The following is a 13881-nucleotide window of genomic DNA, read 5'->3' on the forward strand; positions in this document are numbered from 1 at the left end:
GGTAGGCGTGGCTCGTGCGTTCTGGGGCGGCAGTAGCCCGGAAGAGCCATCGTCGAAGGTGCGCCAGCGCACCTTCAACGTGCGGAAAATCAGGTGCGAGCCATGGATGAGCTCAGGCCGCGGGCCAGAGCTGCGCGCGCACGTCCTGCGGCCAGGCCTTCGGATCGACCCCGTGGGCCTTCACCAGTGCGAGTGCGACGCGCTCCAGGCCGAAGCCCATGCAGGCGGTCTGCGCGAGCGTGTCGTCCGAGTTGCGGATGCCGAACTTGGAGCTGAAGTGGTCCTGGTGCCAGTTGAAGGAGGCCACCGCCGTGGGCTTTTCCTTGGAGATGACGGGCACCAGGATCTCGAACTTCAGCCGCTGCTCCTTCTGGTTGGTCGCGAGCATCTTGCCCACGCGGCCGAAGAAGGGATCCGAGGCGACGTCGCTGTCCGCCGGCAGGCCCAGGCCCTGCAGCAATGCCAGCCCGCGGCGCAGCCAGTCGTCGCGCCAGGCCAGCACATCCTCGGACTTGCCCAGGCGGATGAACTCGCGCATGCGGAAGGATTGCAGCCGCGTCGGCTCGTCCGACGGTTCATGGCGGAACACCCAGTTCATGGTGGTGATGAGGCGCCCGCCGCCGGGCAGGAGACCGCTGAAGGCGGGATATACCGGGTAGCAGGCGGCCGGCGCCAGCATGAGCTCGGTGGGCGACAGCATGTCCTCCCATCGCTCCCCCGCGTGCACGCGCTCGGAGAGCTCGCGCGCCTTCGCGTCGTTGCCCATGAAGCTGTGAACCGAGCCCGCGAGCTGCGGGAAGCTGTCCATGTAGCCCATCTTCTCGATGAGCGCGCGGGGCAGCACGGGCGGGAACAGCACTTCCTGCGCGCCGTCGGCCTCGCCGATGCGCGTCACCAGCGCATTGAAGGCGCGGATGATGTCTTCGAGCGCGGCGCCGCGGCCGTAGGCGCCCTTGACGCCGGTGGGAATGACGAGGCCGCTGTCGACGAGCTCGGCGTAGAAATTCTCGATGTCGTAAGAGACGGTCAATTCACGTCCTTGTAGATCATGAGCATGGCCGCGCTCTTGGCGGCGATGCGGTCGTTGGAAATCATGAGCGAGCCCGACAGGCTGTCGCGGTACTGGCGGCCCAGGCTGAACGGGCTGTCATTCTTGTAGCCCAGGATGCCGACGATCTGCAGCGCCTTGTGCACGAGCTGCGGCGCGGTGTCGGAGCAGGAGATCTTGAGGTTGTTCAGGCGCAGGGCCCAGCCCATGGCGTGCAGCTCCTCGCGGGCGGAATCGTCGGTGACCATCGCGTCGTACGCGGTCGCCGCGGACTGCCAGAGCTGCTTCATGTCCTGCAGCTGGCGCACCACCTCGGACAGCCGCGCGCCCGTGGGCGGGACGGTGCCGGGTTTCTGCCGTGCCTGCCCGCGCACGAAATTCGCGGCCTTGCCCACGGCATCGGCGGCGATGCCCCACCAGAGCGAGGCCCACAGGATGTGGGAGTAGGGCACCATGGTTTCGGCGGAGCTGTCGGCGTAGTCGCCGGGCAGCACCTGCTCATCCGCACCGGCGGATTCGAGCTTGAAGCCGGGGCTGCAGGTGCCGCGCATGCCGAGCGTGTCCCAGCTCGTGGTCTGCGTGAGCGTGCAGTCCTCGCGGCGCACCAGCACCAGCACCTGGTCGCCGCTGGGCGCGTCCTTGTCGCGACGGGCGGTGACGAGGATCGCGTCGGCGTGCGCGCAATACGAGCCGGTGGTCGCGTCCTTGTTGAGCACGAAGCGGCCGCCCTCGCGTTCGACCGCGCAGATGCTCATGCGGGTTTCGCCGAAAGTGCCGACCTCGGAGGTCATGGACGCGAGCAGGTACTGGTGTTGCACGATGTCCTGCATGTAACCGCGGAAAAACTCGCTGCCCTGGCCGTGGCGCGCGATGCACGCGAGCTGGATGTAGTGCATCGCGAGCACCATGGCGCTGGAGCCGCAGGCCTGCGCGAGGGTCGAGCACAGCTGCGCCTGCTGGGACAGGGTGCAGCCCGCGCCGCCGAATTCCCGGGGAACGCCGGCCGAGAGCAGTCCCGCTTCGCGCAGCGCGGCGAGTGTCTCGGTGGGGAAGCGGGCCTGCGCATCGACGCTGGCGGCCTGGGGCGCGGCGACTTCGGTGGCGATGCGCCGGGCCGCGGCGAGCATCGCATCGAAACTCTGGTCTTCACGCGTCCATTGCCTGTGCATTGCGGGGGTGCTCCAACATTCGGCGTGTGTGGATGCGATGACACCCGTCAAATTCACCCGCAGAACGGGAATTCATCTTACACGTGACACACCTGCTGACGGGCTACTTTCGAGTCCACGCGAATGCATGAGCGAAAAATTAATTCCGCTCTGTTAGGCACCGCACGAAAGGGAGAAGATGTTCGAACTACAAACGGATGACGCCGCCTGGTCCGGTTCGCTGGACAACGCGCGGCTCGGGTTCGACCTGTGCCAGGTGAGCCAGGTGACCCAGTCGCTCGCCTGCTTCGGCGACCGTTACGAAGAGCGGCTGTTCACCCCCGCCGAGCGAGCCTACGCGCTTCGCGGCGGCTCCGGCCGTGCGGACCGCCTCGCGGCGCGCTTCGCCGCCAAGGAAGCCGTCATCAAGGCATTGCGCCTGCCCGAGGCGGGCGTGGCGTTCACGGACATCGAGGTCGTCAAGCTCGACGACGGCGATTGCCGCATCGCGCTGCACGGCCGCGTGGCCGACATCGCGCGCGCGCAGGGCGTGGACCGCGTCCTGCTGAGCATGAGCCACGACGGCGACTACGCGGGCGCCTTCGTGAGCGTGATCTACAAGCAACCCCAGGAAACCATGGCATGAGCGACACCTACACCACCTCCTCCACGGACACGCAGGACAGCGTCATTCGCGAAGTGCTGCGCGACCATGCGCGCCTGAAAGACGACGCGGCGACCATCGACGAAAGCGCCGACCTGTACCAGTCCGGCATGACCTCGCATGCGAGCGTCAACGTGATGCTGGCGCTGGAAGGCGCGTTCGACGTCGAGTTTCCCGACCACATGCTCAAGCGCACCGTCTTCAGCAGCATCGCCTCCATCCGCCAGGCCCTGAGCGAGTTGTCGGCCGCCTGAGAAACGCTCCCATGCAGTTGTCCGGAGTTCCCATCGGAGCCGCGGCGGCCCTCTTCCAGCCCAGCGGCGCGGCAACGCCGGCGCAGGCGGCCGGCGACGTCGCCCTGCGCGACGCCGCCAAGCCCATCGCCTTCGACGCGGCCGGCGGCTGGTGCTTCGGCTGGTTCCACCGCGCCGCGGCGCCCGCGCGCAACATGGCCGTCGTGCTGTGCCGGCCCATCGGCTACGAAGCGATGTGCTCCTACCAGGCTTACACGCGCTGGGCCGAGATCCTCGCGGAGTCCGGCTTCGACGTGCTGCGTTTCGACTATCACGGCACCGGCGATTCGGCCGGCAGCGACGCCGATCCCGATCGCGTCGCCGCGTGGATGGACAGCATCGCGCGCGCCGTCGACGAGGCCAGGCGCCTTGCCGGCGTCGAGCGCGTCGCCCTGGTGGGCGTGCGCATGGGCGCGACGCTGGCCGCCTGCGTGGCGGAGCGCCTCGGGACGATCGACAGCCTGGTGATGTGGGCGCCGTTCCCCTCGGGCAGGGCGTTCACGCGCGAGCTGCGGGCCGCGGGCGGCAACCGCGGGGTGGCGACCGGCGGCCCGGACGACGGCTCCATCGAGGCGCTCGGCTATCTCTATACCGCGCAAACGATCGAGGACATGCAGGCGCTGGACTGCCACCACCTGGAGCGCGCGCCCGCCGCGCGCGTGCTCGTGATCGGCCGCGACGACATGCCCGGGCGCAGCCCGTTGCCCGCGGCCTACCGCGCCCTGGGCGCCATGGCCAGCCACGAAGTCCTGCCCGGCTACGCGAAGATGATGGTCGAGCCGCACGCGAGCGTGCTGGAGCCCGCCAGCCTGAAGGCCGTCGCCGATTGGCTGGGCATGACGGCCCCGCGGCTGGAAGCGCAGGCTGCCGTCGCCATCGCGCCGCCCGCGGCGATGCGCGAGGCCCAGCTGCCCGGCGGCCTCACCGAGACGCCGATGTATTTCGGGCCGTCGCAGTCGCTCTTCGGCATCCTCACCGAGCCGCGCGACGCGGCGGGCGGCGGGCCGCGCAGCAAGACGGCCATCCTTCTGCTCAATGTGGGCGGCAATTACCGCATCGGCCCGAACCGTTTCTACGTGCGCATGGCGCGCATGCTGGCGGACCAGGGCTGGCGCGTGTTCCGCCTCGACCTGGCGGGCATCGGCGACAGCCCGTCGCGCGGCGAGCCGCATCCCGCGGGCTATTTCTCCGACGATGCGCCCGCCGACGTGAGCGCCGCGATCGACCGCCTCGCCGCCGAGGGCTGCGAGCGCTTCTACCTGATGGGCGTGTGCTCGGGCTCCTATGTCGCCTTCCAGACGGCGCTTGCCGATCCGCGCGTGACGGGGCAGGTGCTCATGAATTCGCGCCTGCTCGAGCGCGACGGAGCCGATGCCTCGGGCACCTGGCAGTCGTCGATGCAGAAGCACTACAAGTCAGCCGCGTACTACCTCAAGTCGATGTGGCGCCCGCAGGTGTATGCGCGGCTGCTGCGGGGGCAGGTCGACGTGCGCGGCATTTCCGAGCGCATGGGCACGCTGGTGTCGGCGCGCTGCCGGCGCCTCGTCGATCACCTCGTCGGCGGCGGACGCGCGGAAAACGTGCTGCGCGCGACGCGCCGCCTGAGCCAGCGGGGCACGGACACCTTCGTGGTGATGTCCGCCGAGGACGATGGGCGCGACTACGTGGAATTCCAGTACGGCATCGGCGGGAGTCGGCTGAAGGGCGACAAGAACTTCCGGATGGTGATCGTGGACGATTGCGATCACACGTTCTCGACCTCTTACAGCCAGAAGATGGTGATCGAGATCGTGGCTCGGCACCTGGAGGGGCGGGCTCCTTGAGGGTGGGTGCATTGCCTCTGTATTTTTGAACGCAGAGGACGCAGAGGTTACGCAGAGGACGCAGAAGAACAGCCAAAAAAAAGAATACAAAGGGAATTCAATTTAAATTTTTGAATTCCCTTCGGTATTTCCTCTGCGGCCTCTGCGCAACCTTTGCGTCCTCTGCGTTCAAAGAAACCTACCCCAGGCTCAATCCAGCAATGCCCTGCGAATAGGCTCATTCCACGAGCCAGTCTTGGGGGAATACATGCCGAAGGACGGCGACGCCAGCTCCCAGTACGCCCAGCCGATCCCGCGCTTTTCCGCTTCGTCGCGCACGACCCGCGCATAGTTGCCGCGCGACTCCATGTCCACCGCTTCGTAGGTGCCGAACTCGCCCAGGTGCAATGGGTAGCCGCTCGTGCGGTTCCACGCGCGCGCCTTCTCCAGCACATCCGCAATCACCTTCTTCTGGCCGTCGTCGCAGCACTTCACCCCGGTGGGAAAGGGCTTCGCGAGGAAGTCCGCGCCCTGGTGCGTGAAGGGGAAGGGGTCGTAGTTGTGGATCGACACGATCAGGTTGCGGTCGGCCGGCAGGCGCAGCTTGGGCAGTTCGCCGATGCCGCCCCATTCGCCCGGGCCGATCATCACGGCGCGCGTCGGGTTCGTCTCGCGCACGATCGCGAGCGCCTTCGCGGCCAGCGTGTTCCATGCGTCGCCGTTCAAACGGCCGTGCGCTTCATTGAGCAGCTCGAACACGAGCTTGGGCGACTTGCCCTTGTAGCGCTGCGCGATCTGCTTCCACATGTTGAGGAAGCGCGTGTCCACCACGGACGCATCGACGGCGAATTCGCCGTTGTGCTGCGGATCGCCCGCGAGCTGCGTGTAGTGGTGCATGTCGAGGATGACGTACACACCCTTGGCCAGCAGCGCATCGATGGCGCCGTCCACGCGCTGCGCGAACTGCTCGTCGATCTTCGCGTCCGCCGTCGGCGCCGCATGGTTGCTCCATCGCACCGGCAACCGCACGGTCGCGAAGTTCGCCGCCGCGCGGTCGATGAACTGCGGCTCCAGCTTCACGCCCCAGTCGCCTTCCTTGGGCGCATCGAGCATGTTGCCGAGGTTCACGCCCCGACCCAGTGCATGCGCGATCGCGCAGGTTTCGGCGGTGACGGCGGCGCAGTTCTGCTTCACCTGCGGCGCCGCGGCGAAGGCGCTGCCCGCAGCGGAGCAAACGAGGAGGGCGAGGGCGAAAAGTCGTTGTTTCATGGCCCGGGAATTGTCGCGTCACGTGTTGCGCGAAAGCACGGCATCGAGGCAGGTCGGGCCCTCGTCCTACAGGCATGACTGGAGCCGTGTAGGCCCATGCTGACGAGGGCGTCGGACACTGGACAAACATGCCGCGTACATCCTGTAGCGGTGGCTCTGGTGTTCGGCACCGCACATAACTCATGCGGGCTTGAACCCTACTATCCGACACAGCAACAACGCGAACGAAGCGACGCATTCCCATGAATTCCCATCCGCATCTTCCAGACAGCGATCCCGCGCATTTCCTGCGGATCGCGGGGCAGGGCGCGAGCCTGTCCACCCACGCCGACCTCTGGCGCTGGCTGCAGGGCGACGTGCAACACCTCCTGGCGCACGAGATCATGCTGATCGGCTGGGGCGACTTCCGCTCCGGCAACCTCAATTTCGACATCGTCTCCAGCCTGCCGGGCGTGCGCACGCAGAACTGCACGACGGCGATGGTCGCGCCCGTGCTGAGCTACCTGCGCGATTGCTGGGTGGCCGCGCAGCGCACCGCGTTCGTGCTCGACGTCGCGTCCTTCGACGAACTCGCGCAGCGCCACGGCTCGGTGATCACGGGCATGCATTCCGCCGTGGTCCACGGCATCGGCGACGGCAAGCGCACGGCCGAACGCATCTTCGCCGCGTTCAGCGTGCAGCAGCCGCCCGCCGCCAACGCGATCGGCGCGCTGCGCCTGCTCACCCCGTACATCGACACCGCGCTGCGCCAGATGGCGCCGGCGCCCCAGCGGCAAGCCGCGTGCACGAACGACAGCGTGAGCCGCCAGGTCGTCAAGCTGCTGCAGCTCTCCGAGCGCGAGCGCCAGATCATGACCTGGGTCGCCATGGGCAAGACCAACCCCGAGATCGGCTGCATCCTGTCGATCAGCGAGTTCACGGTGAAAAACCACATGAAGAGCATCTTCGGCAAGCTCGACGTCTCCAACCGGGCGCAGGCCGTCGCCAAGCTCACGCGGGTGGACGCATATGCATGAAGCCGACCGCATCCTCCCGAGGCACGCGTTGAGGGCCGTCCCGCAGATCCCGGCGCTGGGCCAGAACCAGTTCCTGGCAGCGCTGGAGGCGGTGCTCGAGCCGCTGGTCACGGTTCTGTCGCTCTGGTTCCTCGTCTGGCAGATCGAGGGCTCGATCTCCCCGATGTGGCTCACGGTGTCCATCCTGGCCTTCGCGCTGGCGTTCCCGGGCCGGTCCCTGCTCAAGCAGCGCGCCGACCGCGTGTTCATCAGCATCCTGCTCGGCTGGCTGTGGACGGCCGGCCTGCTGCTGGCCATGGGCTACGTCACCGGCCACATCAACGACTTCTCCACCGAGATCATCCTCAACTGGCTGTGGTTCGCGCCGGTGAGCCAGCTCGTGGTGCACTGGGGCCTGCGCAAGGCCGCCCCGCACCTCGTGCGCATGCAGGGCCCGGCGCTGCGCGCCGTGGTCGTGGGCTTGAATGAACAAGGCGGCGTGCTGGCCGACCGGCTCAAGGGCGCGGGCGACACGGGCATCGAGCTCATGGGCTTCTTCGACGACCGCACGCCCGACCGCCTGCATGGCTCCGAGCGCCACCGCCTGCTCGGCCGCGTGTCCGACCTCGCGGGCTACGTGAAGGCGCACCGCATCCACCTGATCTACCTGTCGCTGCCCATGGCGTCGCAGCCGCGCATCAAGGAACTGCTCGACCAGCTGAAGGACACGACGGCGTCCGTCTACTTCGTGCCCGACATGTTCGTGACCGACCTGATCCAGGGCCGCACCGACTCCGTGGTGGGCCTGCCCGTCATCTCCGTGTGCGAGACGCCGTTCCGCGGCCCCGCCGGCGTGCTCAAGCGCGCCAGCGACATCGTGCTCGGCTCGATCATCCTCGTGCTGATCTCGCCCATCCTGCTCGCCGTGGCTGTAGCCGTGAAGCTGAGCTCCCCCGGCCCCGTGATCTTCCGCCAGCGCCGCTACGGCCTCGACGGCGAGGAGATCGTGGTCTACAAATTCCGCTCCATGACCGTCACCGAGGACGGCGGCACCATCGTGCAGGCGCGCAAGGGCGACGCCCGCGTGACGCGCGTCGGCGCGATCCTGCGCAAGACCTCGCTGGACGAGCTGCCGCAGTTCGTGAACGTGCTGCAGGGCCGCATGAGCATCGTGGGCCCGCGCCCGCACGCCGTGGCCCACAACGAGCAGTACCGCCAGCTCATCAAGAGCTACATGGTGCGCCACAAGGTGCGCCCCGGCGTGACGGGCTGGGCCCAGGTGAACGGGTTCCGGGGCGAGACGGATTCGCTGGAAAAGATGGAAGGGCGCGTGCGCTGCGACCTGGACTACCTGCGCAACTGGTCGCTGCGGCTGGACCTGTACATCATCTTCAAGACCGTGAAGCTGGTGTTCAAGGACAGCGGGGCGTACTGAGCGGACGTGGAAATTGCGCCATGGATGAGCAGCAAACGACCACGGGCCGCCCTATAGTGCCATCGGGCCATTGCATCCCGCAGGGGCTCTCGCGCACTATCGCCAACAAAACCCATCAGAGGACATCTTGAAGAACTTGAACCAACTTTCGCTGATCGCATTGGCCACCGCGTGCGCCTTCCCGGCCCTCGCGCAGGATGCGGCGCCCGCCCCCAAGGTGATCACCTTCCGCGCCGGAGTGGGCGTGGAGCATGACACCAACGTGCTGCGCCAGAGCACGGGCGAGATCTCGGACAACATCGGCACGGTCTCCGTCGGCGCCCACGCGGACAAGACCATCGGCCTGCAGCGCCTGCGCGGCGACATCGAGGCGACGACCTACCGCTACCAGGACCAGACGAATCTCAATTACTCGACCATCAACTACTCGGCGGCCTGGGACTGGAGCCTGACGCCCCACTTCCACGGCGTGCTGTCGGCCGACCGCCGCCAGGCGCGCGAAGTGTCGACGGACCCGATCACCTTCGGCAACCGCATCGGCCGCCGCACGGAGAAGGCCGAAGTGCTGGAAGGCACCTACGACGTCGGCGCGCGCCTGCGTGCGCTGGCCGGCGTGACGCACACCAGCAGCGAGAGCACCGAGCCGCGCAGCTGGGACGCGAGCCCGAGCGTGCGCAGCGTCCGCCTGGGCGTGGGCTACGAGACGCCCAAGGGATCCCTCCTGACGCTGCGCGCACGCCGCGGCGACGGCGACTACAAGGACCCGACCCCCGGCGCCGCCGCGGGCAGCTTCAAGGAAAACGAGGTCGAACTCGCGGTCAAGTGGCCGGTGACGGCCAAGACGACCGTCGAGGGGCGCATCGCCCACCTGCAGCGCGAGCACGACATCGCCCCGCAGCTGGACTTCAGCGGCATGGTCGGCGGCGCCAGCGTGAGCTGGGAAGTCACCGCCAAGACGCGCTTCATCGCGGGCTACCAGCACGACCTGGTCGCGACGGGCCTGCTGACCGGCGGGCACGTGGAGACGGACCGCATCTTCTTCACGCCGGTGTGGCAGTTCGACCCGAAGTTCGCCGCCACCTTCCGCTATGACCGCTCCGAGCGCCGCTGGCGCGACGTGCCGGTCGCGAGCCCCGACCAGGGCCGCAGCGAGAAGGTCGAGTACGCGCAGATCGGCCTCGACTGGACCCCGCGCCAGGCCATCACCGTTTCCACCACGCTGCGCAGCGAGAAGCTCAATTCGAGCCTGCCGGGCGCCAGCTACAAAGCCACCGTTTTCGGAGTCGCCGCCAAGGCGACGTTCTGAGGACCATCGATTCGTTCTTCACGGAGATATCCACCATGTCCAAGCTGCTCCAAACCATCCTCGCCGTCGCGCTTGCCGCCTCCGCGGCCGTGGCCGGTGCGCAAAACGCACCCAAGGCCCTCGCCAGCAACGACTACAAGCTGGGCGCGGGCGACACCATCAAGATCCAGGTCTACCAGAACCCGGACCTGTCGATGGAAGCGCGCGTGTCGGAGAGCGGCAGCATCAGCTACCCGCTGGTGGGCAGCGTGAGCGTGGGCGGCCTGACGATTTCCGATGCGGAAAAGAAGATCGCCGCCGCGCTCAAGCAGAAGGACATCCTGAAGCAGCCGCAGGTGAACATCAACGTCGCGCAGGTGCGCGGCAACCAGGTGTCGGTGGTGGGCCAGGTCAACCGGCCCGGCCGCATCCCGCTGGAAACCTTCAACATGCGCGTCTCCGAGGTGATCGCCGCGGCCGGCGGCATCTCGCCGACCGGCGACGAGACGGTGGTCGTCTCGGGCATGCGCAACGGCCAGCCCTTCCGCAAGGAAGTGGACCTGGGCGCGATGAACGCCGGCCAGCAGGTCGACGACGTCATCATCATGTCGGGCGACACGATCAGCGTGAACAAGGCGCCCACCTATTACGTGTACGGCGAGGCGCAGAAGCCCGGCGCCTACAAGGTCGAGCGCGGCATGACCGTCATGCAGGCGCTCGCGGCCAGCGGCGGCCCCACGCCGCGCGGCACCACCAACCGCCTGAAGCTCACCCGCACCGGCCCGAACGGCCAGCAGGTGGAAATGCAGCCCCGCATGAACGACGTCGTGCAACCCGGCGACGTGCTCTTCGTGCGCGAAAGCCTCTTTTAAAGGAATGATGCAATGAGCTTGCACCAGTTGTTTTCCATCCTGCGCGCGCGCCGCGCGGCAGCGGGCCTGATCCTGCTGGTCACGCTCGCGCTCGCCCTCGCCTGGGTGCTCGTGCGCCAGCCCACCTACACCGCGCGCTCGCCGGTGCTCGTCGACGTCCGCATGGACCCGGTCGGCGGCACGGCGCTGCAAGGCATGGTGGCGCCCAGCTACATGGCCACGCAGATCGACATCGTGAAGAGCGACCGCGTCGCCGAGCGCGTGCTGCAGTCGCTGCCCAAGAACGTCGAGCCGATCAGCCGCTGGCAGGAAGAGGCGCAGTCCAAGCGCGCCCCGCAAGCCTGGCTCGCGCACAAGCTGCAGACCTACCTCGACGTGAAGCCCGCGCGCGAGAGCAACATCATCAACATCGCCTACACCGGCCGCACGCCGCAAGAAGCCGCGATGCTCGCCAACGCCTTCGCGCAGGCCTACCTGGACGTGAGCCTGGAAGTCAAGACCAATCCCGCCAAGCGCTATGCCGACTGGTTCGACGACCAGGTGAAGGCTTCCCGCGAGCGCCTGGGCGCCGCGCAGGACAAGCTCGCCGCGTTCCAGCAGGAAGCCGGCATCGTCTCCAGCGACCCCAACAGCGATTTCGAAACCGCCAAGCTCACCTCGCTCACCCAGCAGCTCGCCGGCCTGCAGACCCGCGGCCTGCAGGGCACGGGCGGCGCCGAGACGAGCGGCGTGGTCGGCAACCTGCGCGGTGAAGTCGCGCGCGCCGAAGCCAAGGTCGCCGAAGCCGGCGAGACCATGGGCGCCAACCACCCGACGATGCAGAAGCTGCGCGCCGAACTCGCGTCCCTGCGCTCGCGTTTCTCCGCCGAGAGCGCGCATGCCGGCGGCGTCGCGTCCAACTCCGCCGCTTCGCTCAAGGCCCGCGAGCGCGAGCTCGAGAAGGCGATCAACGAGCAGAAGAACAAGGTGCTGGGCCTGCAGAAGCAGCGCGGCCAGCTCGCCGTGTACCAGCGCGAAGTCGACTCCGCGCAGAAAGCCTACGAGGCCGTCGCCGCCAGCGCCGCGCAATCGCGCCTGCAGGCCGGCGCCAACCAGACCAACGTGGTGCGCATCTCCTCGGCCACCGAGCCGACGGAGAAGACCGGTCTGTCCGGCGCGCAGACCATGGCCATCGCGGCCCTGGGCGGCATGCTGCTGGCCCTGGCCGGCGCGCTGCTGCTCGAACTCGCGAACCGCCGCGTGCGCAGCGTGCAGGACCTCGAACTCGTCACCCGCCTACCCATCCTGGCCACCATCCCGGCTGCCGGCAGCAGCGCGCTCGCGACGCTGCGCCTGGCCAACGGGCCGCGCCGACTCGCACTCGCAAGGAGCCCCGCATGAACAGTCAGGTCTTTCCCCTGCCCACCACCAGCCGGCTCGACCTGGACATCAGCGGCCCCACGGGCGATGGCCGCAAGCCCATCGGCGAAATGCTCGTCGATTCCGGCCGGCTCGAGCCCGCGGACGTGCAGCGCATCCTCGACTTCCAGGTGAAGGCGGGCTTGCCTTTCGGCGAGGCCGGCATCGCGATGGGCCTGCTCGACCGCGACGACGTCAACGAAGTGCTCGCGATCCAGTTCGGCCAGCCCGCCGTCGGCGGCGACTCGACGCTGTCCGCCGAACTCGTGGCGGCGCGCGAACCCAACAGCCCCGCCGTGGAGAACCTGCGCGCGCTGCGTAGCCAGCTCATGCTGCGCTGGTTCGAGAACGATGCTCGCCAGGCCGCGCTTGCAGTGGTGAGCCCCGGCTCCGGCGAAGGCCGCAGCTGGATGATCGCGAATCTCGCCGTGCTGTTCTCGCAACTCGGCAAGCGCACGCTGCTGATCGACGCGGACCTGCGCCATCCGCGCCAGCACCAGATTTTCGGCCTGCCTGGCCGCATCGGCCTGTCGGCCGTGCTCGCCGGCCGCGCCGGGTGGGAAGCCGTCGCCGAAGTGAAGGCCTTGCCGGACCTGTGGGTGCTGCCCGCGGGCGCGGTGCCGCCCAACCCGCAGGAACTGCTGGCACGCCCCGGCTTCAACAAGCTGCTGGCCGCGATGCGCTCCAGCTATGAAGTGATCCTGATCGACACGCCGCCCGCGGAAACCTCGGCGGACGCGAGCACGATCGCTGCCAAGGCCGGCGCCGCGCTGGTGCTCGCGTGCCAGGATGCGTCGTCCATGGGACGCGTGGCGACGCTCGCCGATGAATTGCGCCAGTTCGGCGTGACGGTGGTGGGCGCGGTGCTGAACGGCGCCTCGGCGCGATGATGGGGGAGGCCCTGTCTCCCGAGTGGCGCACGCGCTGGCACCACCTGGTGAAGGCGCTGACGCGGGTGCAGTCCGAGCGGGGCGAGAAGCAACTGCTCGATTCGCTCGCGCATCCGCTGGAGCCGGTGGTGGTGGGCTTCGTCAATGCGCACGCGATGAATTCCGCGGCGGTGTCGCAGACCTTCTATAACGCGCTGTCCTCCGCCGACATCCTGCTGCGCGACGGCATCGGCCTGAAGATCCTCCTGCGCCTCTTGAACCAGCCGCCGGGACTGAACCTGAACGGCACGGACCTCATCCCGAAGATCCTCGCGCGCTACCCGGGGCGAAAGATCGCCCTGTTCGGCACGCAGGACCCGTACCTCTCCACCGCGCGCGAAGTGATCGAAACGCGCATCGCCCCCGCGAGCCATTGCGTGACCGCGCACGGCTTCCTGGAGCCGACGGAGTATTTGAAGCTGGCCGCGCAGCACAAGCCCGCGCTGATCGTGCTGGGCATGGGCATGCCCAAGCAGGAAGATGTGGCGGTGATGCTGCGCGCGGCGCTGGGGTACCCGTGCGTCATCGTATGCGGCGGCGCCATCCTCGATTTTTTGGGCAACAAGACGACGCGCGCGCCAGCCTGGATGCGCAAGACGGGGATGGAGTGGGCGTATCGCCTCGCGCTGGAGCCCAAGCGGTTGTTCCGCCGCTATGTGATGGGCAACCCGCTGTTCCTCTCGCGCGCCGTGCGGCTGGCCACGCGCACGCCGCGGCCGGGCGAAAGCGCCAAGGCCTGACAC

At 68.1% G+C, this 13881-nt stretch carries 13 protein-coding genes; 10 read left to right on the plus strand and 3 right to left on the minus strand.

The window, feature by feature from the left end:
- Positions 1–112: 112 nt before the first annotated feature.
- A complete protein-coding gene (locus tag I5803_RS18720; protein ID WP_196987827.1) occupies positions 113–1030 on the minus strand; it encodes an amino acid--[acyl-carrier-protein] ligase in 918 nt (305 codons plus the stop codon).
- Positions 1027–2217 (minus strand): acyl-CoA dehydrogenase family protein, encoded by a 1191-nt coding sequence (locus I5803_RS18725; RefSeq protein ID WP_196987828.1) that lies wholly within the window; start codon positions 2215–2217, stop codon positions 1027–1029. Before I5803_RS18725 ends, I5803_RS18720 begins: the two co-directional genes overlap by 4 nt.
- A gap of 178 nt (positions 2218–2395) precedes the next feature.
- On the opposite strand from I5803_RS18725, the gene I5803_RS18730 reads away from it, so the two are divergent.
- The 3 genes from I5803_RS18730 to I5803_RS18740 are packed head-to-tail and all read left to right on the plus strand — an operon-like array spanning position 2396 to position 4976.
- Positions 2396–2842, plus strand: a complete 447-nt coding sequence (locus I5803_RS18730) for a holo-ACP synthase (protein WP_196987829.1) — start codon at positions 2396–2398, stop codon at positions 2840–2842.
- Complete coding sequence (locus tag I5803_RS18735) at positions 2839–3114, plus strand: acyl carrier protein (RefSeq protein WP_196987830.1); 276 nt, start codon at positions 2839–2841, stop codon at positions 3112–3114. Before I5803_RS18730 ends, I5803_RS18735 begins: the two co-directional genes overlap by 4 nt.
- A gap of 11 nt (positions 3115–3125) precedes the next feature.
- Positions 3126–4976, plus strand: a complete 1851-nt coding sequence (locus I5803_RS18740) for an alpha/beta hydrolase (RefSeq protein WP_196987831.1) — start codon at positions 3126–3128, stop codon at positions 4974–4976.
- A 189-nt stretch (positions 4977–5165) separates the two neighbouring features.
- Here the strand turns inward: I5803_RS18740 and I5803_RS18745 are convergent, their stop codons facing one another.
- The gene (locus I5803_RS18745; RefSeq protein WP_196987832.1) at positions 5166–6224 is read right to left on the minus strand and encodes a glycoside hydrolase family 5 protein; all 1059 of its coding nucleotides are present in this window, start codon (positions 6222–6224) and stop codon (positions 5166–5168) included.
- A gap of 242 nt (positions 6225–6466) precedes the next feature.
- Here I5803_RS18745 and epsA point away from each other — a divergent pair, with 242 nt between their 5' ends.
- The 7 genes from epsA (at position 6467) to I5803_RS18780 (ending at position 13878) form a co-directional block, all read left to right on the plus strand.
- Complete coding sequence (epsA, locus tag I5803_RS18750) at positions 6467–7240, plus strand: XrtB/PEP-CTERM-associated transcriptional regulator EpsA (RefSeq protein ID WP_196987833.1); 774 nt, start codon at positions 6467–6469, stop codon at positions 7238–7240.
- A complete protein-coding gene (locus tag I5803_RS18755; RefSeq protein WP_196987834.1) occupies positions 7233–8654 on the plus strand; it encodes an undecaprenyl-phosphate glucose phosphotransferase in 1422 nt (473 codons plus the stop codon). The genes epsA and I5803_RS18755 overlap by 8 nt, the downstream gene beginning before the upstream one ends.
- 136 nt (positions 8655–8790) lie before the next feature.
- Positions 8791–9960: an XrtB/PEP-CTERM-associated polysaccharide biosynthesis outer membrane protein EpsL gene (gene epsL, locus I5803_RS18760; RefSeq protein ID WP_196987835.1), complete on the plus strand. Its 1170-nt coding sequence runs from the start codon at positions 8791–8793 to the stop codon at positions 9958–9960.
- Positions 9961–9995: 35 nt separating this feature from the next.
- Positions 9996–10811 carry a polysaccharide export protein EpsE gene (gene epsE / locus I5803_RS18765; RefSeq protein ID WP_196987836.1) on the plus strand — a complete coding sequence of 272 codons (816 nt, stop codon included), beginning with the start codon at positions 9996–9998 and terminating at the stop codon, positions 10809–10811.
- A gap of 12 nt (positions 10812–10823) precedes the next feature.
- Complete coding sequence (locus I5803_RS18770; protein WP_196987837.1) at positions 10824–12191, plus strand: Wzz/FepE/Etk N-terminal domain-containing protein; 1368 nt, start codon at positions 10824–10826, stop codon at positions 12189–12191.
- The gene (epsG, locus tag I5803_RS18775) at positions 12188–13099 is read left to right on the plus strand and encodes a chain length determinant protein tyrosine kinase EpsG (RefSeq protein ID WP_196987838.1); all 912 of its coding nucleotides are present in this window, start codon (positions 12188–12190) and stop codon (positions 13097–13099) included. Before I5803_RS18770 ends, epsG begins: the two co-directional genes overlap by 4 nt.
- Entirely contained in the window at positions 13096–13878 is a 783-nt protein-coding gene (locus I5803_RS18780; RefSeq protein ID WP_231402456.1) for a WecB/TagA/CpsF family glycosyltransferase, read from the plus strand. The genes epsG and I5803_RS18780 overlap by 4 nt, the downstream gene beginning before the upstream one ends.
- Positions 13879–13881 lie beyond the last annotated feature (3 nt).

Source organism: Caenimonas aquaedulcis, from assembly GCF_015831345.1.
GTDB classification, from domain to species: Bacteria; Pseudomonadota; Gammaproteobacteria; order Burkholderiales; family Burkholderiaceae_C; genus Ramlibacter; species Ramlibacter aquaedulcis.